Annotated in this window: 21 protein-coding genes and 1 tRNA gene; 2 read left to right on the top strand and 20 right to left on the bottom strand. The window is 71.3% G+C overall.

The window, feature by feature from the left end:
- Positions 1 to 7 precede the first annotated feature (7 nt).
- The 18 genes from J2X55_RS15475 to J2X55_RS15390 all read right to left on the bottom strand — a co-directional run bounded on the left by J2X55_RS15475 (position 8) and on the right by J2X55_RS15390 (position 21,064).
- A complete protein-coding gene (locus tag J2X55_RS15475) occupies positions 8 to 3,664 on the bottom strand; it encodes an efflux RND transporter permease subunit (protein ID WP_309824495.1) in 3,657 nt (1,218 codons plus the stop codon).
- Positions 3,665 to 3,679: 15 nt separating this feature from the next.
- Positions 3,680 to 4,810, bottom strand: coding sequence for a beta-ketoacyl synthase N-terminal-like domain-containing protein (locus J2X55_RS15470; RefSeq protein ID WP_309824491.1), 1,131 nt, complete (start codon positions 4,808 to 4,810; stop codon positions 3,680 to 3,682).
- Positions 4,807 to 5,337, bottom strand: a complete 531-nt coding sequence (locus J2X55_RS15465; protein WP_115921026.1) for a hypothetical protein — start codon at positions 5,335 to 5,337, stop codon at positions 4,807 to 4,809. Before J2X55_RS15465 ends, J2X55_RS15470 begins: the two co-directional genes overlap by 4 nt.
- Positions 5,334 to 6,533: an MFS transporter gene (locus J2X55_RS15460; protein ID WP_309824490.1), complete on the bottom strand. Its 1,200-nt coding sequence runs from the start codon at positions 6,531 to 6,533 to the stop codon at positions 5,334 to 5,336. The genes J2X55_RS15465 and J2X55_RS15460 overlap by 4 nt, the downstream gene beginning before the upstream one ends.
- Positions 6,520 to 8,718 carry an SDR family oxidoreductase gene (locus J2X55_RS15455; RefSeq protein WP_309824489.1) on the bottom strand — a complete coding sequence of 733 codons (2,199 nt, stop codon included), beginning with the start codon at positions 8,716 to 8,718 and terminating at the stop codon, positions 6,520 to 6,522. The genes J2X55_RS15460 and J2X55_RS15455 overlap by 14 nt, the downstream gene beginning before the upstream one ends.
- Positions 8,715 to 9,620 carry an ACP S-malonyltransferase gene (locus J2X55_RS15450; protein ID WP_115921032.1) on the bottom strand — a complete coding sequence of 302 codons (906 nt, stop codon included), beginning with the start codon at positions 9,618 to 9,620 and terminating at the stop codon, positions 8,715 to 8,717. Before J2X55_RS15450 ends, J2X55_RS15455 begins: the two co-directional genes overlap by 4 nt.
- Positions 9,620 to 11,296: a thiamine pyrophosphate-binding protein gene (locus J2X55_RS15445; protein ID WP_115921034.1), complete on the bottom strand. Its 1,677-nt coding sequence runs from the start codon at positions 11,294 to 11,296 to the stop codon at positions 9,620 to 9,622. Before J2X55_RS15445 ends, J2X55_RS15450 begins: the two co-directional genes overlap by 1 nt.
- The gene (locus J2X55_RS15440) at positions 11,293 to 12,522 is read right to left on the bottom strand and encodes an aldehyde dehydrogenase family protein (protein ID WP_115921036.1); all 1,230 of its coding nucleotides are present in this window, start codon (positions 12,520 to 12,522) and stop codon (positions 11,293 to 11,295) included. The genes J2X55_RS15445 and J2X55_RS15440 overlap by 4 nt, the downstream gene beginning before the upstream one ends.
- 24 nt (positions 12,523 to 12,546) lie before the next feature.
- Positions 12,547 to 14,271: an ABC transporter ATP-binding protein gene (locus J2X55_RS15435; protein ID WP_115921038.1), complete on the bottom strand. Its 1,725-nt coding sequence runs from the start codon at positions 14,269 to 14,271 to the stop codon at positions 12,547 to 12,549.
- Positions 14,272 to 14,273: 2 nt separating this feature from the next.
- A complete protein-coding gene (lanKC, locus tag J2X55_RS15430) occupies positions 14,274 to 16,799 on the bottom strand; it encodes a class III lanthionine synthetase LanKC (RefSeq protein WP_309824487.1) in 2,526 nt (841 codons plus the stop codon).
- Positions 16,796 to 17,461, bottom strand: a complete 666-nt coding sequence (locus tag J2X55_RS15425) for a GNAT family N-acetyltransferase (protein ID WP_115921042.1) — start codon at positions 17,459 to 17,461, stop codon at positions 16,796 to 16,798. Before J2X55_RS15425 ends, lanKC begins: the two co-directional genes overlap by 4 nt.
- Complete coding sequence (locus tag J2X55_RS15420; protein WP_147302452.1) at positions 17,458 to 18,747, bottom strand: beta-ketoacyl synthase; 1,290 nt, start codon at positions 18,745 to 18,747, stop codon at positions 17,458 to 17,460. The genes J2X55_RS15425 and J2X55_RS15420 overlap by 4 nt, the downstream gene beginning before the upstream one ends.
- On the bottom strand, positions 18,740 to 18,994 hold the full coding sequence (locus J2X55_RS15415; protein ID WP_115921046.1) for a hypothetical protein: 255 nt from the start codon (positions 18,992 to 18,994) through the stop codon (positions 18,740 to 18,742). The genes J2X55_RS15420 and J2X55_RS15415 overlap by 8 nt, the downstream gene beginning before the upstream one ends.
- A gap of 123 nt (positions 18,995 to 19,117) precedes the next feature.
- The gene (locus tag J2X55_RS15410; RefSeq protein WP_210111964.1) at positions 19,118 to 19,210 is read right to left on the bottom strand and encodes a class III lanthipeptide; all 93 of its coding nucleotides are present in this window, start codon (positions 19,208 to 19,210) and stop codon (positions 19,118 to 19,120) included.
- Between the two features lie 42 nt (positions 19,211 to 19,252).
- Positions 19,253 to 19,345: a class III lanthipeptide gene (locus J2X55_RS15405; RefSeq protein WP_210111965.1), complete on the bottom strand. Its 93-nt coding sequence runs from the start codon at positions 19,343 to 19,345 to the stop codon at positions 19,253 to 19,255.
- A gap of 74 nt (positions 19,346 to 19,419) precedes the next feature.
- Complete coding sequence (locus tag J2X55_RS15400; protein WP_115921048.1) at positions 19,420 to 19,713, bottom strand: acyl carrier protein; 294 nt, start codon at positions 19,711 to 19,713, stop codon at positions 19,420 to 19,422.
- Positions 19,710 to 20,729, bottom strand: a complete 1,020-nt coding sequence (locus J2X55_RS15395) for a ribonucleotide-diphosphate reductase subunit beta (RefSeq protein WP_309824482.1) — start codon at positions 20,727 to 20,729, stop codon at positions 19,710 to 19,712. The genes J2X55_RS15400 and J2X55_RS15395 overlap by 4 nt, the downstream gene beginning before the upstream one ends.
- A gap of 173 nt (positions 20,730 to 20,902) precedes the next feature.
- On the bottom strand, positions 20,903 to 21,064 hold the full coding sequence (locus J2X55_RS15390; RefSeq protein WP_309824480.1) for a hypothetical protein: 162 nt from the start codon (positions 21,062 to 21,064) through the stop codon (positions 20,903 to 20,905).
- 84 nt (positions 21,065 to 21,148) lie between these two features.
- Here J2X55_RS15390 and J2X55_RS15385 point away from each other — a divergent pair, with 84 nt between their 5' ends.
- Together J2X55_RS15385 and J2X55_RS15380 are read left to right on the top strand one after the other, a co-directional pair.
- A complete protein-coding gene (locus J2X55_RS15385) occupies positions 21,149 to 21,553 on the top strand; it encodes a helix-turn-helix transcriptional regulator (protein WP_309824477.1) in 405 nt (134 codons plus the stop codon).
- Between the two features lie 10 nt (positions 21,554 to 21,563).
- Complete coding sequence (locus J2X55_RS15380) at positions 21,564 to 22,001, top strand: ImmA/IrrE family metallo-endopeptidase (RefSeq protein WP_309824475.1); 438 nt, start codon at positions 21,564 to 21,566, stop codon at positions 21,999 to 22,001.
- Positions 22,002 to 22,071: 70 nt separating this feature from the next.
- Here the strand turns inward: J2X55_RS15380 and J2X55_RS15375 are convergent.
- Both J2X55_RS15375 and J2X55_RS15370 read right to left on the bottom strand, forming a co-directional pair.
- Positions 22,072 to 22,144, bottom strand: a tRNA-Arg gene (locus tag J2X55_RS15375).
- Positions 22,145 to 22,158: 14 nt separating this feature from the next.
- Positions 22,159 to 22,923 carry an NRDE family protein gene (locus J2X55_RS15370; protein ID WP_309824473.1) on the bottom strand — a complete coding sequence of 255 codons (765 nt, stop codon included), beginning with the start codon at positions 22,921 to 22,923 and terminating at the stop codon, positions 22,159 to 22,161.
- Positions 22,924 to 23,103: the final 180 nt, after the last annotated feature.

The raw sequence follows: 23,103 nt of genomic DNA, 5'->3' as shown, positions 1-23,103 counted from the left end.
CGAGCGCTCACGCCCCGTCGGCGGCGGTCGACCCTTCTCGCGCGCGACGCCGTCGAGTGCGACGCTCTTTGCGGCGCTCCACGAGCGCGTACAGCACCGGCACGAGAACCAGCGTCAGCAGCGTCGACGAGATCAGCCCGCCGATGACCACGACCGCGAGCGGGCGCGAGATGAAGACGCCCCCACCCGTGAGCCCCAGCGCCATCGGAACGAGCGCGAGAACCGTCGCGGCCGCCGTCATCAGGATCGGTCGCAGGCGGAGCCGGGCGCCGTCGATCACCGCCGGCAGGAGGTCCTGACCGGCGGTGCGCCGACCGTTGATGAGGTCGATGAGCACGATGGCGTTGGTGACGACGATGCCGATGAGCATGAGCATGCCGATCATGGCGGGGATCCCCAGCGGCGTGTCGGTGGCCAGCATGAGCACGATGGCACCCGTGGCCGCGAACGGGATCGACACGAGCAGGATCAGCGGTTGCGCAAGGCTCCGGAAGGTCGCTGCCATGATCAGGAACACGATGCCGATGGCGGCGAGCATCGCGAGGGCGAGGTGGGTCAGCGAGGCGTCCTGCTCGGTCGCGCCGCCGCCGAGGCTCGCGGTGACACCGTCGGGCAGCTCGACCGATCGGAGAGCGGCCTCCACGTCGAGCAGCACGTCACCCGGAGCATCGCCCGTCGGCGTCGCGGTGAGGGTGATCGCGCGCATCCCGTCGGTGCGGGTGATCGTCGACGTGGCGGTCGAGGTCGCGACGGTCGCGATGTCGCCGACCTCGATGGGGGTCGCCTTCACGTCGGCGAGGGCCTTCTGCCGGTCGGCGAGGGCGGCCGCCCGGGCCCGCTGCGCGACGGTGTCGTCGCGTGTCTGCATGAGGCCGTCGATCTGGGTGTCGAGCTGCTCGATCGATCCCCGCGCCTGAGCGATGGCCTGCTGCAGCTGCGCGATCTGCTCATGACGCTGCACCTCGGCGAGGCTGTCGATCAGCGCGTCGACGCTCGCCTGGGCTGCGGCAGCCTGTGCGGCGGCAGCGTCGTCGGGATCGAGGGCGGGATCGGCCGGAATCGACGGCGACGTCGGGACGGGACTCGCGGTCTGCAGCGTGTGCACCTGAGCGACGAGATCGGCGAGCTGGGCCTGGGCGGACGAACGTGCCGACCGTGTCTCGGCGAGCTGGTCGGCCAGGTCCGTGTCCTGTCGCGCTTCCGCGTCGGCCTGCTCCGCGTTCTGCGCGACGAGGAGCGCGTCGGCGGCCCGCTTCTGCGCGCTCGCTTGCTGGATGGCGGAGACCGGCAGCTCGAGGCCGGCGATCTGCGCCGGAGAGGCATCGTTGGCTTGACCGCGCAGGACCACGTCGTGGCGATGCCCGTCGAACTCGACGGTGCCGACGCTCGTTCCCCGCAGAGCGTCGTGGATCGTCTGTCCCACGTCCGCCTGCGTGAAGCCGTACTGGGCGGCGCGACGCGGGTCGACGGTCACCGAGAGGATCGGTTCGTCGGCGGCGGCGTCGCTCCGGAGGTCGGCGAGGTCGCGGAGCTCGGCGAGCGCCGCCCGCACCCGCTCGGCGCCGGCGGTGACGGCGTTCTCGGCGGGTCCCGACACCGTGACGGTGAGGTCGGAGCTCCCGGTGGCCGAGACGCCGTGCACGGCGATCCGGCCAGCTCCCGGCACCGCCGCCAGCTCCGCACGGAGCCGGATGACGACGCTCTCGACGTCAGCGTCGTCGTTCAGGATCACGGTGTGGGAGGCGGAGTCCTCGGTGACGGTGGTGAGGGCGGTCGCGACGTCGTCATCGGCATCCAGGATCCGCTCGATCTTCGCGGCACGCTCGCTCGCCGCCGGCAGAGAGGTGCCCGGGGGCATCGCCTCTGTCACCGAGACCGTGCGCTGGCCGTCGTCGTCGAGGAAGCTCTCGCGCAGCGCACCGGATGCCACGACGGTGAGCACGAAGACGACGCCGGCGACGACGAGCGTCGGCACCGGTCGGCGGAGGGCGAGATGCAGGATCGGGACGTACGCGGCCTGCAGACGGTCGAGGGGCTCGGACCCCGGCCCGGTGACGAGGCCCGGCACGCCGCGACCCGTTCGACTCGCGATCCCTCGAGCGATCAGCTGCCGGCGGAGCGCCACTTCGCGCGCTACCCCCGCGCGGCGTCGTCGCTCGCGCGCTGCCGTCGCTTCGGGCGAGAGCGCGCGGAGCGGCCCCCGCAGGACCCACGACGCCAGTACCGGCACGACGGTCAGGGACACGAGCAGGGAGGCGAGCAGGGCGATCGTCGCGGTGACCGCGAACGGTCGGAACAGCTCGCCGGTGATGCCCGGAACGAAGGCGATCGGCGCGAAGACCGCCACGGTGGTCAGCGTGGATGCCGTGATGGCGCCGGCGACCTCGCGCACCGCCTGCACGATGCCCGGGGGCGTCAACGCGCCGGTCTCGCGATGCCGGGCGATGTTCTCGATCACCACGATCGAGTCGTCGACCACACGACCGACGGCGATGGTGAGAGCGGCGAGGGTGAGAATGCTCAAGGAGAAGCCACCGACGGCCAGACCGATCATGGCGATGAGCAGCGAAAGCGGGATCGAGACGGCGGTGATGATCGTCGCCCGCACCGACAGCAGGAACAGCAGGATCACCCCGATGGCGAAGGCCAGTCCCAGCGCTCCCTCCACCGAGAGGTCGTGGATCGACTGTTCGATGTACGGCGCCTGGTCGAAGATGGTGGTGAACGCGACTCCGGGGCCGAGCGCGTCGCGTCGGTCGTCGAGAACGCGGGCGACCTCGTGCGACACGTCCACCACCCCGGCCTGCGGCGTCTTCGTCACCGAGACCGTCACCGCGGGCGCACCGTCGACGCGCGCGAGCGAGGTCTCGGGAGCGCTCTCGAGAGCGACGTCTGCCACCTCACCGACCGCCACGGGGCCGTTCTCGGCGGGGATCATCAGTGCCGCCACCTGGTCGATCGAGGTTGGAGTCGTCCCCACCTCCACCAAGAGGGCGGTATCGCCTTCTCGGCTGGTTCCGGCCGCGACCACCGTGAGCGACGCGGTCAGCACGTCCTGCACCTGTGCGACGGTGACGCCCTTCGCGGCGGCGTCGGCGGGACGCATCGTCACCGTGAGGCGCTCCTCGTCGACGCCGGCCACCGTCACCTCGCGCACGCCGTCGACGGCCGTGAGGGCGGGCACCAACCCCCGCTGCACCTCCTCGCCCAACACCGCGACGTCGCCGGACGACGTCACGGCCACCTGCACGGCGGGGAGGTCGTCGGTCGACCCGGCGTACACCTCGGTGACCACGTCCTTCGGGAGAGCGGCCTGGGCTGCACCGACCGCCGACCGCAGGTCTTGCACCACCTTCTCGGCATCCAAGCCGTACGGCCAGTCGACACTCACTCTCGAGACGCCGCCTTCCGAGGTCGAGGTGACCCGGTCGATGCCCGGCACGGCCTTGACCGCCTCCTCGAGCGGAATCGTCACCTCTTTCTCGACCGACGTCGGCGACGCCCCCGGGTAGGTGGCGACGACCGAGGCGCTCGGCGGCTGGATCGCGGGGAGCAGTTCCTGTCGGAGTCCGGACGCGGCGATCAACCCCGAGGCGACGATGAAGATCGAGACGAGGACGACGAGGAGACGGTTGGCGAGGCTCAGCCTCGTCAGCGAAGACACGGTGGAAGGTTCCTCTCAGCCGAGGTCCGGGGACTCGGTCGTGCGGGGTGGGACGAGGGGACGGATCCGTCGAAGGAGCACGCTGGCGTTGTTGCCGCCGAAGCCGAAAGCGTTCACCAGGGCGTGCTCGACCGGCCGGTCGCGGCGTAGCGCGGAGCCCTCGACGGGAAGGTCGACACCGTCGATCTCGACGGGCTCGCGCAGCCCCACGGTCGTGGGAATGACGGCATCCCGCACCGCGCCGACGGCCACCGCGACACCGGGAAAGGCCGAGGCGTGCAGCAGGTGACCGAGAGCGCCCTTGTGCGACGAGACGGGAACCGCGGGCCACGCGCGCTCCGCGACGAGCCGTGCCACGGCCTGCAGCTCGGCCGCATCACCCTGCACCGTTCCCGTGGCATGCGCGTGGACGTAGTCGAGACCGCTCGCGCCGGCCTCGTCGAGCGCTCGCACCATGCACTCGTACACGACCTCCGGGTCCGAGGCGACCGAGGAACGCCCGCCGATCTGCGCGACCGACGCCGCGAGCTCGGCGAGGGGCGTGACGCCGCGAGCGGCGGCGGCCGACGCACGCTCGAGAAGAACCGCCCCGGACCCTTCGCCGATCAGGATGCCGTCGCGGGCGCGATCGAAGGGACGCGTCGGCGCGGTCCCGATCGCCTTGACCACGCGCAGGCTCTCACTCGCGTAGGGATCGCACACCGACACCCCCGCGACGAGGACGGCATCGTGGGCTCCTCCGCGAATCAGTCGCGCGGCGAGGTGTATCCCGAAGAGCGCGCTCGCGCACGCGTGCGAGACGACGAGCGGCCGGTCCCACCGCCGCGCACCCGCCACGACGGTGCTCGGCGCGAAGAGCGGGTTCTGCTCGCCGGCGGGCGCCTCGGCCTGAGCGGCCAACAGCAAAAGGGGCGACGGCGCATGCGGCGGCCAGCGCGCCTCGGCGAGCGCCTCATCGATCGCCGACGCGAGCCACGACGCCGGCTCCGCGCCGTCGAGCACGGCCCGGTCGATGGGCCGCGTCGCCGCGTCATCGCTCTCGCCGATGGAGGGAGGGCGGCCGGTGGCCAGGCCGTCGAGCAGTGCCGGCACGCCCCGGCCGTACGCCGACACGACACCCATGCCTGTGACGACGACGTCGCTCATGCTCCGCTCCCCTCGGACGACGGACGCGCGACGTGGGCGGCCAGGAGGTCGCAGTCCTCGGGGCGCGGCCCGTACAGCTCGAATCGCACGACGAGCGCCGACCGGCACCCCTCGAGCAGGGATGCCGCGAGCCCGGCGTCGAACGATGACGCCAGCACGAGGGAGGATCGCGGCCGGCCGTTCTCGAGGGCGGCGAGCGCGGCGCGGACGGACTCGGAGGTCTCCATACCCGTCGAGTCGGTGGGACGCACGCGTACCGTCTCGTCGTCGACCACATCGATCAACCGCCGGACGAAGGCCGTGGCGAAGGCCCCCGAGAACATGAGCAGGAGGTCGACGGTGTCGAAGGACCCGCCGACGACGGGCGCGAGAAGGTCGAGGCACCGTCGCACCGCGGTCTCGGGCACGCGGCGAGTGCCCTCGGGGAGAGTCTCGCTCGCGAGCGGGGCACCCGCGAACGGGTGCTCCGCCGACGCGAACCGGTGGGCCACGCCCGGCTGAGGGCTCACGGCCACCCAGGCGCTCACGGGGTCTCCCCCGCCTCGGCGACCAGCGGCACGGGCCGGTCAGCGGCATCCATCTTCCGCAGTGCCCACGGCGCCACCAGACCCCCGAGCAGGGCGACCACACCGAGCACCACGCACGCGACCTGCCAGGAGCCGGTCTCGTAGGCGATCCCCGCGAGGGCCGTACCGACGGCGCCTCCCGCGAGCGCGGCGGCCTCGTAGGCACCCATCGCGGTTCCGAACCGCGAGGGCCCTGCCGACTCGGCCACGACGGCCTGCTCGACGGGCATCACGATGGCCCACGCCACGGCGCTCAGCACCCACAGGATCCCGATGACCACCGGGGTGGGGGCCGACGCCAGGCCACCCGCGAAGGCGGAGCTCAATCCGGCGGCGACCAGGAGAGCCCGGCGGCGGCCGATGCGGACGACGACGACGTGCAGGGGCTTCGGCAGCACCGCGAGCGCGATCGCCCCCGGCAGGAACACCCACGCGGCCTCGATCACACCGAGTCCGAAGTGCTTCTGCAGGTGGATCAAGAGCACGATCCCCATGCCCGCCTCGGCTGCCGTGGAGCCCACGACCGCCGCGAGGAGGGGCGCGAGCCGCCGAACGGCCCCGCGGGCCGCACCGCGGGAGCGTTCCTCCCGCGCACGCTCAGCGGGCATGAGCGCGAGAAAGGCGGCACCGATCGCACAAGACAGGGCCGCCAGCAGGAACAGACCGGTGTACCCGACGGCCCCCAGCATCGAGAGCCCCACGACGAAGGCGATCCACGCACCGGTCTCTTCCGCCGACACCAGACCCGCGAACGCCGTCGCATCCGACCGGTACTGCTCGCTCACCGTCGCGCGCAGCGCCACCCACAGCAGCGAGCCACCCACCCCGCTCACGACGGCCGCGGCGAACGCGACCGCGGCGAGGTCGTCCGTCGCGAACGCGTACCCCGCGACCCCCACCGCGTAGACCACGGCACCGGACGCCGCGACCACGCGACGATCGGCGCGATCGGCCACCCACCCCGCGACCGGGCGGGCCGCGCACGAGACCACCAGCTCGAGCGCCACGAGAAGACCGATGGCCGTGGCATCCAGCCCGAGAGCCAGGCCCGCCCAGAGGGGGATCACGAAATCCAGCAGGTCGGCGGGACCCCGCGTCAACGCCGCAGCGGCGCGCAGGAGCGACCACCTCGATCTCCACGAGTCACGAGCGGGCATCGGCGACGGTGTCCTTTCTCGCGGCGGCCCGTCCGGCCTCCGCTTCGGCGGCGAGGCGAGCGCGGTCGACCTTGCCGGTACCCAGACGGGGCAGTTCGGCGACGAGGACCACCCGGTTGGGCCACTCGTGTGTGGGGAGCGCGTCTCTCACCCGCTCGATCCACTCGGCCCGCGAGTGCGTGCCGACGTCTTCGATGAAGGCGGTGAGGTGAGCGCCCCGACGATCGTCGGCCAGCGCGACCACCGTCAGCGGGATGCCCGCGCTGTCGGCGCGATCCTCGAGGTGCGAGGGATAGACGGTGTGGCCCCCGCGATGCACGGCCCCCGCCCGCCCGATGACCCGCAGCACGCCGTGGGCGTCGACGGAGCCGATGTCTCCGGTGCGGTACCAGCCGTCCTCGATCTCGGCGGGCCGATCCTCGCCGATCGTCGCGGTGAAAACAGCGACGGAACGGATCCACAGCTCGCCCGTCTCACCGGGCTCCGCGGGCGCACCGTCGGGGCGGCGGACCGACAGGTCGACGCCCGGCAGGACGCGACCCAACCCCTCGGGTCGTTCGAGGGTTGCAAGCGAGACGTTGCCCAACTCGGTCGAACCGTAGCCGTCGAGCAGCGGCAGACCGGTGACCCGGCGGAACCGTTCTGCGAGCGACGGCCGCAGCGGAGAGCCGCCGACGCACCACAAGCGCACGCGCGGCGCGACCTCGACGCGCCCGCGTTCCTCCAGCAGATCGAGGATGTCGGCCATGACGGGCGGGGTGGCATCCACCACCGTCACACCGAGGGGCACCGCGGCCCGCAATGTCTGGACGGGACGCCGGTGATTCCCCAGCACCAGGGTGCAGCCCGCGAGCCACCAGGCGAGAACGAGCGAGAGACCGTACTGGTGACTGAGCGGCAGCAACGGCAGCAGCACGTCGTCGGCGCGGTACCGCATGGCCTCGACCGTCGCTCGGACGTTCTCGAGCACGGACGCGCCGGAGCGCACCACCCCGCGCGGGCGCCCGGACGAACCGGAGGTCCACAGGACGATGCCGTCAGCCCGCGCCTCCCACGCCGTGAAACCCGTCCGGGCGTCCCCACCGCACCCGCAGTCGGATCGCGCGCCGACCGCGGCGACGACCGGACCCGTGCCGCCGAGGTCGACGCGGTCCCCCGCCGGCGAGACATCCCGGGCCGTGATCGTCGCCGCGCAACCGGTGCGCGCCGCGATCTGTTCCACGTCGGCCGGGGGAAGGCCGGGGTCGAGCAGCACGATCGACACCCCGGCATCCATCAAGGCGAGCACGACGAGTGCCGTCTCGGGCGTCGATTCATCGCACACGAGCACGCGGTCGAATGCGCCGAGACCCCGGCCCTCCAGATACGCGCGGATCCGCGCGACCATGCCCGACGCGCACGAGGACCCGCCCTCCACCCGCCGGACGCGCGGGCAACCCCTCGTCGCGGATGCCGCGGCTCGTTCGAGGAACCACTCCGCTCCGCCGTGGAGCACGACCTCACCGTGGGGGTGGGGCAGAGCGATGGCGTCGACCACCGTCTGCGCGACTTCGGAGGTCGTCGGAAGCGCGCCGATCTGCTTCCTCCGTTGCGCGGTGGAGCCCGGCCGCAGCCGTTCCATCAGCAGGGTCGTCGCGGAATCGACCACGACATCGGCCGAGACGATCACCAGTCGCACTCCGACGGAAGCGATGTGCTCGCCGAGCGAGAGGAGAGCGTCCTCCCCCGCGCGCTTCGACGCCGCCACCGTCTCGTACTCCGGCTCCGGCGTCACCTCGTGACGGAAGTGCGCCTGGTGACTCGTGAGATACACGATCACCCCGCCGGTCCCCATCAGGGGCAGGGCCCGGCGCACGAGATCGACCTGGGCGTCCCGGTTCAGGTCGAAGGCGTCGCGCTCGGTGCTGCCGTCCTCCATTCCGCCGGATGCCGCGAGCACGAGGACGTCGATGCGCTCGAGGCCCGACAACAGGTGTCGCCGCGCGCGCGGATCCCGGAGGTCACCGACGCGCACGTCGATCTCACGCGCCCCCGCGGCGACGACCCGGTCGGAGAGCCGCCGCGCACGCGCCTGCTTCTGCCGGCAGCCGACGACGACCCGGTCCCCCGCGACGGCGAGCCGCCGGGCGACCTCTGCGCCGATTCCGCGCGAGCCGCCCGTGACGACGACCGAGCGCCCCGTCACGCGAGCGCCTCCGAAACGGCCGCGGGCGAGACCGGAACGGTCTCGAAGCGGTCGCCGCCGTGTCGACGGAAGGCCGACGACGGACCGGGCACGATGAGTCTCGTCACGCCGACGGCCTCGAGACCGTCGTACAGCGTCGTGCCCACCGTGGGGTGCGTCCAGCCGTCGAGGAGGTCGGTGCGCACCTCCTCGGCCGTGCTCAGCACCGCCCCGGTGACGTCGGAGACGATCGGCACGACGGGGTCGGCGAAGACGACATCCGCGTAGGCCTCGCGCTCCACCCGCTCGCGCACGGGCGCCATCCGCGGGCAGTGTTCGGCTCGATCGATCGTGTAGAAGACGATTCCTCGACGCGCGCGCACCGCCTCGTCGACGCGTGCGACCGCGGCGGCCGTCCCCGAGACCGCGTACACGCCGCGATCGCCCCGCACCGAGATCTCCGCCCACCCGTCGGGCTCGGCCGCCGCGCGCACCAACGCCTCGATGTCGGCATCCGCCACCCGCGAGAAGAAGATGCAGGCGAGCGGGGCGTCGAGACCGGTGAAGAACGCCTTCTCGACCGCGGTACTCCGCGACAGCAACCCGACCATCTCACCGAGCGGCAGACAGCCCGCGGCCACGGCACCGGCGAACGCGCCGAAGCTCTGACCGCAGATCACCTGCGGACGCATGCCGTTCTGGTCGCGAGCCCACTCGGCGAGAGCGAGGTGGATCGCGAGGAACGCCGTCTGGTACGGCTCCCAGTCGTGGATGTCGGCGCTCGCGTAGGCCTCTTCGAGGTCGTACCCCAGCGCCTCGCTGCACTCGTCGAAGAGGCGTCGGGCGACCGAGTACCGGTCGAGGAAGCGGCACACGTGACGATGACGCGCCGGCGTGAGTCCGGGGAAGAGGAGGGCGTGCATCAGTGGCTCTCCCCCGCCGCCGCGGCAGGTCGGTCCAGCGGGAAGTCGCCGGCCAGCTCCTCGAACCCCGGTGCGACGTCCTCGAGCGAGACGGTGACCTCGAGCACCACCGCGCGGCCCGCCTCCGCGCGCCGCCACGCCCGGCGGACGGACCCGGCGAGCTCCGCGGCGTCGTCGCAGCCCTCGCGGTCGAGCCCGTACGCAGCGCACAGGCCGCGTACGACGGTGCGGCTGCCGAGGAAGGAGAACGGTGCGCCGGCGTGGCGGCGGTTCGCTTCGAGCCACCCGAATCCCCCGTTGGTCAAGACGACCACGAGAACCGGTCTGTCGATCTCGGCGAATGCCGCGAGGTCGGGCCCGACCGAGGCGAAGGCCCCGTCACCGCCGATGACGACCACCGGACGCGGGTTGCCGAGAGTCACTCCGCGGGCCGCGGCCATGCCGAACCCGAGCGGAGTCTGCTCGCTGGGAACGAGGCACGCGGCGTCACGACGGACGATCCAGCTCGGAAAGACGTACGACCAGATGTCTTGCAGGCCGTTCTCGTGGATGCTGACCCGCGCCGTCGGCAGGGCGGCGTCCACTTCGCCCAGCACGTCGCGCACTCGGGGAATCGCTCCGCGGGTCGTCACCGGCACCGGTCGACCCTCTCCGCGAAGCGCCGCGTGCGCGGCGGCCACGGTGGCCGCCCAGGTCGGATGACCCGAGACGGCCGGGAGGGCGGTTCGCCACGTGCGCACCGCGTCGGCGACATCGGCCACGATCCGTTCCGTCGCCCAGGTCGGACCGAACTCGCTCTCATCGTCGAGCACCTGCACGATCCGGCACCCGGGCGCCAACGCGGTGTCCCAGCCGAAGGTCGCGGTCTCTTCCAGCCGGGACCCGAGCGCGACGATGACGTCGACACTCGGCAGCAGCGCCGCGGCCTCGGCCGGCGCGTAGAGCCCGCTGAGCCCGAGAAACGCCGGGTGCGTCTCGTCGATCACTCCCCGACCGGATGCTGTGACGACGACGGCCGCCCCGAGTCGCTCGACCAGGTCGATGATGTCGTCTTCGAGACCGATCCCGGAGCAGCCTCCTCCGACCACGACGAGGGGCCGTCTCGCGCGGCGAACGGTGTCCGGCACAGGCACGTCGACGCTCGTCCGCCGGTGCCGCGGCGGGCTGATGCGCTCCGCCGGCGCGGCCGGAAGCCCCTCCGGCACCTCCACGATCACCGGCCCGCGGCCGCGGCTCCGACTGAGCTCGAACGCCTCGGCGAGCCCGCTGAGAACCGTGTCGGTGTCGACACGGATCGCACCGACGGTCAACCGCCCCAACGTCTCGATCGGATCGAGCTCCTGGAAGGCACCCGTTCCGAGTCGGCCCAGCGGGACGCCCGAGCTGAGGAGGACGAGCGGGTGACGCAGCGAGCGCGCTTCGAGCAGGCCGGTGGCCGCGTGCGTCAGGGCGGGACCCTTCCCGACGAAACAGACCGAGGGCCGGCCCGAGATCCGCCCGTAGCCGATGGCCTGATAGACGGCGTGCCGCTGATCTCGAACCAGGACGACCCGGATCCCCCTGCGCTGGAGCGCTCCGAGGATCGCCATGTCGTCGCCGGGCAGGCCGAAGACCGTGTCGACGCCGTGCACCGTGAGTCCCTCGGCGACCCGATCCCACACGCTGCCGACCGTCATGCGCTGACGTCCTCGACCGCGAGCCGCGGAAGGTAGGCGGAGAGACCTTTCGACAACAGGATCGGTTCCGGGTGGACGGCGCCGTCCACGGCGATGTAGTTCGCCATGGCCCCGCGGCCGCCCAGCGGAACGTTCCCGTCGTCGATGGCGAGAAGCGTCTCGTCGACGGTCAGCGTGTGGCGGTGCGAGAGGGCCGACTCCAACCGACGCGTGGACCCGAAGACCGTCGCGCCCATCGCCCGCTCGTGGTACCTGCCGGCATCGAGCGTCTCCACCACCGCGGCCTCGTCGTCGTACAGGCCGACGTTGAAGATCGGGGAGAAGAATTCGAGGATCTCCATCCGCCGTGCGTCGTCCCAGACGAGCACGGTCGGCTCGATATGACGCGAACGGAAGTGGATACGACCCCCGCGGTGGATACGTCCCTGGTGCCGGTCGAGGAAGTCCGCGATGTCGCGCACGATGCCGGGGTAGCAGATGGCGCCGTAGTCGCTCCGCGGGTCGTCGTAGGCGCCGTAGCGCACCCCGTCGAGGCGTCGATCGAGCGCCGAGAGGAGACCCTCGGCCACGCAGCGCTCCACCCAGATCGCGTCGGGCCCGAGGCAGTCCTGACCGGAGTTCAGCAGGCGGATGTCGACGATGCCGCGTGCCGCGCGGTCGAGGTCGGCGGTCGCCGTGACGACGATCGGGTTGATCCCGGAACCGAGGAAGAACATGATCTGATCGCGACGCAGGCGCGCACGGACGCGCTCGGCGTTCTGGTAGGCCCCGGCGAACACGACGACGGTCGCGGTGCTCACCGTGCGTTCGACGAATTGGCGCTGCGTCTCGTCGCGGATCTCGATCGCGAGGCCGTGCTCGGGCGCGAGCAGCGCGTGCAGACGTGTCACGGTCGCTCGGACATGTGATGCCGGCCGGATGAGGATGCGCGAGGCGTAGAGCGAGGGCACGAGAGCGTAGAGGACGTACGAGTAGAGCACGACGTTCGACGGCAGGAAGACCGCGATGGTGGACACCCGGGGCGGACGATGCTCGGCGACCTCGGCACCGGCTCCGCGCAGCGCCGCGACGGCGGCATCCACTTCGTACTCCGCCGCCTTCCTCGTGCAGATCACGGTCAGGATGGCGAGGACCTCCTCCCGGCGCGTCTCGATGACGTCGGCGAGCGCGAAGAGCTGGTCGGGGGTGGCGAAGCGCGCCACCGGCGACGCGTCGGTCTGGTGCATGGTGTCCTTCGAGAAGAGAAGCGGCTATGTCGCGAGCGAGAGGTGAGCGAGACGGGCGTACGAGCGGGAGGTCTGCACGAGGTGGGAGTGGGTACCGGTGGAGATCGTGCCGTCCCGGCGCAGGTAGACCACCTGCTCGGCCCCCGCCGCCGAGTGAAGGCGGTGCGTGACCACGAGGACCGTCCGTGTGCCCGCGAGACCGCCGATCACCGCGTCGATGCGCTCCTCGGACTCGGGGTCGAGCCGCGAGGTCGGCTCGTCGATGAGGACGATCGATGCCGGCGACAGCAGCGTGCGAGCGAGCGCGAGGCGTTGCGCCTCGCCTCCCGACAGCGCGCGCCCCGTCTCGCCGAGGGAGGCATGGAGGCCGCCCGGATCGTCGTCGACGAGGTACGTCAGGCCCACGACGTCCAGCGCCCGCAGGAGCTGCTCATCATCGGCGTGCGACGCTCCCAGGCGGAGGTTGTCCGCGAGTGATCCGTCGATGAGGGGCGCGTTCTGCTCCATGTACGTCACACGGCGGCTCACCTCTCGACGATCCATCCGCGCGAGGTCGGCGCCGCCGATTAGAATGCGTCCGCTGTCGGGTTCGCGCAGACGGGCGAGCAGGTCGAGGATCGTCGACTTGCCGCTCCCCGACGGCCCGACCAGGGCGCAGATACTGCCGGCACGAATGGTGAGACTGACGTCGGCGACACCACCCGCACCGTGCGGGTATGCGAACCCGACCCCCTCGAGGCGGATGGGTACGGGAGCGGATACCCCGCCCGCCACGGCCGGACGCGCATTCTGCTCGTCCCGCTGCGCCTCCTCGACCGGAACCCGGAGCGCGGCGCCGATCCTGTCCCACGAGGCGCGCGCTCTCTGGAGCACGGGCACGGCGCGCAGGGCGTTCTCGACGGGCGAGAGCACCAGAAAGACGTACATCAGAAAGGCGAGCAGTTCGGAGAAGGCCATCGCGCCTCGAGCGACCTGGATCGCGCCCACCGCCAGGACGGCGAGGAACGCGCACTGCGTCGTCATCTGCCCGACCGGCGACACGAGGGCCAGGCGGTTGCCCAGGGCGATGCTCGCATCTCTGGCACGGGCAGCCGGTTCGATCAGACGCGCGATGTACCGTTCGGTCGCCCCCGCCGTACGGATGGTTCGCAGGGCGCGCAGCGCGCTGGCCAGCTCGGATCCCATCTCAGCGGTCGCGTCCTGACTGCGCCGGCTGAACGTCCGCACCGGCCTCGAAGCGAGGGCGACCACCGCGCCCGATCCGACGATCGCCGCGACCGTCACGACGAACAGCAGAGGGCTCAGGACGAACATGAGCGTGCACGCCCCGACGGTGAGAACAGTCGCGGTGACGATCTCGAACACCCCGCCGACGACCATGGTGTGCACCTGGGCGGTGTCGGTCGTCAGCAGGCTGATGAGCTCGCCGTGCCGTGCCTCCGAGGAGCGCCGGAGCGGCCAGCGGAGGAGCCGCTCGGCAAGGCCGCGACGCACGTCGAACACCGCCCGCGCACCCGCGCGTTCGAGCAGGACGGTGTGCAGGCCCGCCGCGACCGCTTCGACGGCGATGATCCCTACCAACACGGACAGGCTGAGGACGATCGCGTGATCTGCCTGCACCGCTTCGATCACCGCCTGGGCGGCGAGCGGCTGCGCCAGGGCGCAGGCGACGGCCACGAAGGCCGTGGCGACGACCACGACGAGACGGCCGCGATGCGGACGGACGAAGGTCTGCAGAAGGGATGCCACGCTCAGCCCCGCTCTCGCGTCGGGTCGAACCCCGGGAAGGCGGGGTGCCCGGTCGCCATCGACGAGAGCACGACAGCGACTCCTGCGGCACCTGTCGCGTAGTCCATCGAGACGCGCGACAAGCCGCGGCCGAGCACCCCGACGCCGTCGCGATAGGCGACGCCATGCCAGTCGAGTGCGCGCACGTGCATGTCGATGGGCTCACGGGTGTCGGCCAGGCCGGCACGGTGCAGCTGGTCGAGGGCGATCATCAGGCCCGCCCGGCCGTCGAAGATCCCGGGCTCGATGACGATCGTGGGACTGAGCGCGAGGACCAGGCCTTCCACCTGTGCGGCCGTGAGCGGGTCGTGCCCGGCCCGCGCCAGGCGGGCGCCGGCCACCGCGATGCCGGCCGCTCCGTGCGCGAGGTAGGGGTAGAGAACGCCGCGTTCCTCGACGAGCAGGGCGCCGTCGGGGCCCGTAGAACAGACGAGCAGGTCTCTTTCCAGGCAGCGCTGCGCCTGGTCGAGATAGCTGAGATCGCCCGTCGCGTCGGCGAGGGCGGTCAGGAACACCGCGACACCCGACCAGCCGTCGACCAGCCCCGCCGCGATTCCGGTGGCCGTCGCTGCGGCGGCCACGTGTGTGTCGAGGATTCCGTCTGCGAGGCGGACCGCCCTGTCGATACCGTCTTGACCCGCGTCGATCAGAGCGAGGCCCACCCCCGCTCGGCCGCGATAGAGCGTCGCGTCGTCGGTGGTCGAGACCCGGTCCGCGGCGTCGGCGAGAAGCGCCCGTGCCTCCTCGACGCGGCCCCGAGCACCGAGAGCGAGCGCAATCCCCGCCTGTCCGCTCAGCAAGCCCGGATCGGCGATGCCGCGTGCGCCGCTCGCGAGCCAGTCGACCCACGTTTCGGGTACGTCTTCGCCGAGCTGATGCAGACTCCACAGGATGCCGGCCGCCCCGGCCGCGAACTGCCGACCGTTCTCGAGGTACGACAGCACGTCGCCGGGGAAGAGTCGATCCGCCCGGTGGGGGGTCGCGGAGGCCCGGACCGCCCGGACGAGCGACGCGGTGGCGAGGGGCTCGAGCGCGATCGAGGGCGTCGAGAGACCGTAGGTGCGCTCGACGAGATCGCGCCAGTGCGGCGGCAGATCGAACGTGTCCTGCGCCCAGGCGGAATGCTGGCTGGCCCGCCCCGCATCGAAGGCGAGGATCATCGCGATCGGGAGGAACAGCCAGAGCGCGAGGGCACCCAGGGCGTAGTGGTCGTCCTCGACACCCGTCGGTTCGTCTCGGTCTCGCGTCGGCCGGGCGAACCCCGGGCAGCCCAGTCCGACCGGCAGACGCGAACCGGCGGGGGCCGCCAGCTCGAAGTCGACGATGCTCAGCCGCCCGTCCGCATCGACGAGCACGTTCCCGGGGTGCAGGTCGCCGTGCGCCCAACCGCTCGCGTGAAGAGCGTCGACGAAGGCCGTCAGCGAGCGCAGGATCCCGAGCGCCCGTTCCCGGTAGAGCGCGACCGCCGCACCATCCGCCGAGAAACCGGCCCGCAAGCCGGGGTGGTGCACGGCCACCCAGCGCTGCAGCGTCTCGGCCTCGCAGTACGCCGACACCAGGAAGGTGTGCCCGCCCAGCGTGAAGCTGTCGATCAGCGCGGGCACCCCGTCGAGACCGTCGAGCGCCGCGTGGGCCTGATACTCGCGTTCCAGTCGCTCCACGGCATCCGTCCCGAATCCGTCGAGTCCCGCGTGCGGTCGTGCCTCTTTCAGCACGACCGGCAGACCGTCGGACCGCCGGCTGCCCCGGTACACTCCGCCCGCGTTCGAGAAGTGCAGCGCCTCGTCGAAGTCGTAGGCGCACTCGGCGAGTTCCTCCGCGCCCTGCTCCGCGAGGCGGAGGCGATGGGGCACGTCGACCCACTCCGGGATGACCACGTACGGACGCCGCTGGTCGGGCACGAGCGAGCCGTCGGGTGCTTCGACGGCGTGCACGCGTTGCCCGTTCTCGTCGTCGCACCAGCGTTCGACGAAGCCGCCGTATCGCACGTGCAAAGGTCCCTGCTGCCAGCGGAGGTCGCTCAGGATGGTCGGTCCCGCCAGGCCGCCGATCCGCTCGTGGAGGGCGTCCAGAACGACGAAGAGCTCGGTCTCGTCGCGGGGGTAGATGGTGACGAACTTGCCGCTGGCGCTGCGCGAGGCGTACTTCGCGCCGCGGACCAGCAGGACCAGCTCCGAACGCAGGTATTTGAAAGCGACGCCGCGCGGGACGCAGTGCTCGACGACGGCATCGAGAACGGCGCGTGCCGTGCGCGGAACCGCCGCGACGTGAATCTTCCAGCCCTGCGCGGGGCCCTCCCAGCCGACGGGGAATGCGGTGTCCCACTCGCGTGTCGTGCCGTGCGTCCATCCGTCGGGGAGGACCACCTCGTACGGGCGCGTCCGCTCGCCGTCGCGACCGTCCAGACGGAAGGGATCCTCAAAGTGCAGCCGATCCGCCAGCAGGAAGAGGTCGAGATTGGCGCGCCGCGCCTGGCGGAGCGGGCTCACGGCGCTGCCTCCGTCGAAGCGGACAGGATCCCCACCGCGGTCGCCTCGGGCAATGCGACGTGCGCGGCCATCCGCGCGCGCGAGCGTTCGATCAATCCGTCGCGGTTACTCCGACGCGTCACCCGGTCCGGCAGGGCGACGCCGAACTCGTCGAATTCGGCGCGCAGGATGCTCCATACGAGGGCGTCTTCACGGCGGCCGTCCATGTAGTAGTACTCGCGGAGGATGCCGTCGAGCACGGGCCCGCCGCGACGCGCGAGCATGGTGACCATCGGCACGTTCGACATCGCGGTGACGAACTCGACGCGATTGGCGTCATGGGTGTAGAACGACTCCTCGATCACCGCGTCGATCGCCTCGGCGCCGTAGCCCTGCATCCACAGCGACGCATCGCTGATGATCACGCCGAGCGAGACGTTGCGAGCGGCCCGCTGCCCGACCCATCGCCACTCCGCGAAGCCGATGTCGTCCCCGTTCCGGGTGGAGACGACGACGTAGTGCACCGTGCCCGCGGCGATGGTCGCCGCGATGGCATCCGCGTCGACCGCCGCCGCGTCGCGGATGCCGGCACGCGAGCCCGCACTGTTGCGATCGGCCAACCGCGCGATCGTTGCGGCATCGGACGCGCCGGCCGCGCGCAACGAGACCCGGAGATCCCTCATGCGACGACCTCGCCTTTCGCGGGCGTCGCGCGCGTGTCGCCCGGGGCGGAGGGCGCCGCCAGAACGAGGGCCGCGCACTGTCCACCGAATCCGAACGATGTCGACATTCCACGTCGCGCGATGATCCGGCGATTCTCGCCGCGGACGATGTCCAGCTCGCGGTCGATGGGGTCGTCGCAGTTCGCGGTGGCGGGAACGATCCCCTCGCGCAGCGAGAGGATGAGAGCGACGGCCTCGATCGCGCCGGCCGCGGCGACCGTGTGACCCGTGAGCGGCTTGATCCCGTAGATGGGGATGGACGGGGCGTTGTCGGCGAAGACGGTTCGGAACGCCTCGAGCTCGATCGGGTCGTTCAGGCGCGTGCCGGTCGCATGCGCGTTGAAGAGATCGATAGATGCGCTGTCGAGGTGCGCGTCGTCGAGTGCCGCGCGCATCGCCGCGACGGCACCCCGCCCGTCGGGATCGGGGGCGGTCGCGTGGGTGGTGTCGGTGGCGGCCCCGAACCCGAGGACCTCGGCGAGCGGTTGCGCACCGCGCTGGCGCGCGTGCGTCTCGGTCTCGAGAACGAGCATCGCACTGCCCTCGCCCAGCACGAACCCGTCCCGGTCGGCGTCGAAGGGGCGGCAGGCCCGGGACGGGGAATCGTTGACCTGCGAGAGCGCCCCGACGATCGACATGCTCGCCATCGACAGCCGGGTGACCGTGGCGTCCGATGCGCCGCACACCATCACGTCGGCGGCTCCGGCCCGTAACAAGGCCGTCGCCAGCCCGATGGCATTGGCTCCGCTCGAACACTCCGTCGAGACGGTCAAGGACGGTCCCCGGGCGTCGAGAGCCCGGGCGATCTCGGCAGCGGCGCCGCCGGTGGACCCGCTGGCGGCCAGGTAGGGCAACCGACGGCGCAGTTCGGACACCCCGCCGTCGGCGAGTGCCGCGCTCGCTTCGGCATTGGTCGCGAGGGGGCCGGCAGACGTGCCGACGCAGACGCCGAGGCGCACCGGAGCGATGTTCTCGTCGAGACCGCTCTGCGTGACCGCCTGAACGGCTGCGGCGAACGCCATCGCCACGAACCGGTCCACACGCCGTCGGACTCTGGCCGGCACGAGGGGGCGGTAGTCGGCGTCGTCCACCTGACCCGCGAAGCGCGTTCCGAGGTCGCCGACATCGAATGCGTCGATATCGCGCACGCCGCAGCGCCCGGAGACCAGCGCCGACCAGAACGCGGCGACGGTGGATCCGATCGGCGTCACGACGCCCATTCCGGTGACGACGATCCGCTCAGACACCACGACCGCCGTCCGGATCCGGTCGCGAGCCGTCGTCCGAGGTGTTCCGGTTCCGAGGGGAAGGCCAGAACGGAGCCGCGAGCAGGACCGCGGCCCACACGGCGAGCGCCCCCAGGGGCCATAAGGTGTCGAAGCTCCCGCGCATGAGGCACCACGCACCCCAGGCGAGCACCACGACGATCGATACGCCGCCCCAGAGCCGCCACTCGGCCACCCAGGTCTTCACGTCATCGTCGTTGTGAGTCATTTCGTCCTCCGTGTGTTGCTCATGAAGCGAGGTCGCACGTTTGGTGGGAGAGGACCCTCCCCCACCAAACGGCGGTTTCCGACGACTGCGACCGGTGCGCTCTCGCACCGCGCCGCGGTGCGATCAGAAGCAGTGAGTGCTGATGCTGCTGACGACGGCGAAGCCGTCGGCGTTCTCGCGAGCCGTCTCCAGCTTCTGCAGATCGAGGATCGACATGTGCCCCTCCTTTCCGTAGATCGCCTTCGAGCGCTGACGCGATCAGCGAATGCAGTGATTGCTGACCGTGCTCGCGGCCATCGCCGAGACGTCGTTGGCCGTCTCGAGCTTCTGGAGGTTGAGGATCGCCTGCATGTCGTCACCTCCTTCCCGTGATGGTCGACGTGCGAGTCGCGCGCGACCGGAGTGCGCGCGGCCGACTCGGTGGTTCATGGCGCCGCCTCGGGCAGCGGTGTTGCGGTCCCGTGGGCGGCGACGATCCGATCCGCGAGCCACCCGAGGGTCACCTCGGCGCGACTTCCCGTCGTGTGCGCTTCGCGCAGGAGGGGCTCGAGATCGACGTCGTAGGTCTCTTCCGAGAAGACGGCGAGCTCGAGGACCGACAGGGAGTCGACGTCCAGATCATCGAAGAGAGTGCTCTCCGGCCGGATCGACTCCGGCGCGAGGTCGAGCATGTCGGCGAGAAAGGCGCGAAGCCCTGCCATCACGGCGTCTGGAGTCATGAGGGGTTCCCTTCGGTCTGGGCGGCGAAGCGCCCCGGTTCTCGTCGGTGCCGCACCTCGAAACGTTCGGGCGCGACCACCCGTGCGCTGTCGACCACATGGCGGCTGAAGGCGGGGTCCGCACCGATCCAGCGCATTGCGCGCAGGAACGAATCGATGCCGGTCTGCGTCGCGGCGCGCGCCTCAGGCGAATCCGCCGCGAGGAACGCCGAGGTGGGTTGCAGCCGGTCGGTGAGGACGAGCGCGAGCGGCATGGCCTGCTCGAGCACGTCGTAGATCGCATCGGCGTGGCCCTCGTGTATGCCCGTCCGCAGGGCGTGCAGACCGAAGCTGATGTGTCGCGACTCGTCTCGACACATCGCCGCGAAAGCGGACCTGATGCCGGGAAGCAGGTCGGTCTTCCCGAGAGCCCGCACGATCGACCGCTGGCCGCTCACCGCAAGGACGCCCTCGGTCACGAGATGGAAGAGGGCGACGCACCGCAGCCACTTCTCGTAATCCCTCGGGTTCGCAACACTCGCGCGCATGATCTCGCCCTCGAGGAGCGCGAGGTCCCGATGTTCCTGCTCCGCCCGCGCCCAGGCCTGTCGGAGCATGACCCTCGGATCGGCGTCGTAGCCCAGCACTTCGTGACCGACGCGGAACATCAGGCGCGCGTGACGGGCTTCGTCGGCGACCTGGGTGGCGAGGAAGATCAGATCCTCTTCGTCGGGCGCGCCGAGCTGAACCGGCGCGAGCAGGTCGAGCCCGGTGTACTCACCGACGATGAAGGTCGAGATGGTGGCTTCGAGCTGACTCTTCAACGTGCGCGGCAGCCGGGTCTGAAACGTCTCGCGATCCCGATCGAGACGAACGGCCTCCGCCGACCACTGCTGTTCCTCCCAACGCCGGTACAGATCGCGCGGACGCAGGCGACGTTCCGCCAGCAGGTTGGCGTGATCGGAGATGACGCTCGCATCCAATGCCCCGAGCTGATCGAACGATGCCGACTCGACCAGCGTGCTCCAACGAACCATGGCCCCCCTCGATTGAGCCGCTTATGCCTCGACGTCGGATTCCTTCGGATCGACTTGTCGCGGTCGGGAAAAGTGGTCGGTTCGAGAGCGGGGGATTCGAACGGTGGTCAGATGCAGAAGTCCCGGTCCCACCCCGGAAGTGGTGGAACGTGCGGCAACGGCTGGTCACGTCATCAGGTGGGGAACATCTCCTCGATCGTCAGGCCGCGGCGCCCGCCGGTGACGAGAAACTCTCGCACCGACATTTCTCCGTCGTCGCGGTTCGGCGACTCCGCGCCCCTGTGATCCGCGGCCCTCGGGGCCGGATCGGGGGAGCGCTGAGCACTTTCGGTCATGTTTGAACCGTAACAGACCGAATACGGCATCTCAAAGCCGAGGAGGGCCCTTTTCCGCAGATCTCCTCCCCTAGGCTGGTCGGCATGGTCCGGCAGAAGAAGACGCCCCACGCGTTCGATGCGTATCTCGGCACCGCCATCCGGGCCACACGCGCGCGGCGAGGCATGACGCGCGAAGTGCTTGCGCGACGCACCGGGATCGCCCTGTCGAATCTCAAGCGGCGCGAAGACGGCGTGAACGAGACGTCCGTCTCCGAGCTCGAACGCATCGCCGCCGTGCTGCAGGTGCCGACGAGCGAGATCGTGACCATGGCGCTCGTCGACTACAGCGAAGGCAGGAGCGCTCGAGAAGGACTGCAGATGCTGCTCGACTCGATGTCGGAGGCCTCCCCTACCGTCGACGACGAAGACAACGTGACCTACATCGGTCACACCGCGCCCGGTCTCCGCGACGCCGCCAACACCGACGAGCGGACGACCACCGACTGACAGGGAGACCATGCGGCAGCTCCTCGCCCACGCGGCGCACCTCGGCGTCACGGTCCACGTGGCCCACCTCCCCGAACCGTACCGGGGGTTCTACGATCACGAGCGGCGCCGGGTGGTCTACGACTTCGGCCTCACTCCCATCGAGCGCGCGTGCGTCCTCGCGCACGAGCTCGGCCATGCGTTCCACGGTCACCGAGGGCGCGACGATCCCGCCGCCGAAGCCGCGGCAGATGCATACGCTGCCGCCCTGCTCGTCGACCCCGCGCACTACGCCCGGCTCGAGGCGATCGGGCTGAGCCCCGGCGAGATCGCCGAAGAGCTGGGGGTGACGGTCAAGATGCTCCGCGCCTTCGTCGACCACCACCTCGTCCGTGTCCGCGGCGCCGCATACACTCGGCCGCGCCTCGGAGGCCATCAGGACGGTCATCTCGCACGCTCGGCGTCGTGAGCCGATGACGCTGCGCTGAGGAGTGCGATCGCGACGCAGAACACGGTCTGTCGAGAGTGTTCACTCGAAGTGCCCCCGACAGGATTCGAACCTGCGACGCCCGCGTTAGGAGTGCGGCGCTCTATCCCCTGAGCTACGGAGGCGGGGTCATCCCAGCTTACTGCGACGCCTCCGCGCGAGCGGTTCCGGACGGACGCGCGAGCGGAACGCTCTCGCGCAGGGCGTCGACGAGGCCGGCGTCCCAGCGCCCCGGCTCCGCGAGCGTCGCCTCGCGCACGTCCACCCCGTCCGCCCCGACGCTCGCGACGCAGACCAGGAGCGACTCGAGCACGACACCGTCGTGGGCGTCCCGGCGCAGGACCGACGCCTCCGGTTCGTGCGCGGCCTTCTCGATCACGCCGAGCCATGGCATCCACCAGTCGGATCCGGCAGCGAGACCCGCCTCGCGGAAAGCGGCGAGCCAGCGCTCGATACGGGGGGTGCCCGGATCGTCGACGGCGTGGTGCGCGACCATGTGCGTGCCGGGGGTCAGCGCCGTGCGACGCGAGACGAGGCCGTCCCACTCCACGAGGTGCGCGCCCGCGGCATCCACCTCCACGAGATTGAAGCCACGCGTGGCGGGACGGTTCGGGATGCCGGCCCCCACCGCGTCGAGGGGAACACTGCCCCGGCTGACGACCTCATCGTCGCGACGGTCGGAGAGGTCCTCGCGATTCAGCAGCACCGCCAGTCGCGGTGCGCCCGGGTCGATCGCGAGCCACGCGCCGCCGGCGCGGTCATCGCGCACCCCGACGACGCCGTCGCGCTCAGGCCACCAGGGGCCGATCCCGCGCCACGGGCGATCGCGGTCCTCGTCGCGGACGGCGAGCACCCGCACCGGTTCGCCGGGAAGGGCGGGAACGTCGATCACGACCGTGCACATTCCGTCAACGCTACCCGCGGGCGACGGGCGGGAGGGCAGGCTGCGGCGCGAGAACGGGCCGATCCCGCGCCGCCCCGTGTTCTGGGCCGGGGGGGGGGGGGGGCGGGCGGGGGGGCGGGCGGGGGGGGGCGCGGGGGGGGGGGGCCGGGGGGGGGGCCGGCGGGGGCGCGGCGGGCGCGC

The organism is Microbacterium sp. 1154, assembly GCF_031455375.1.
Taxonomy (GTDB): Bacteria; Actinomycetota; Actinomycetes; order Actinomycetales; family Microbacteriaceae; genus Microbacterium.
Note: the sequence above shows the minus strand (reverse complement) of the source record. Positions and strands in the feature narration are given on the sequence as shown.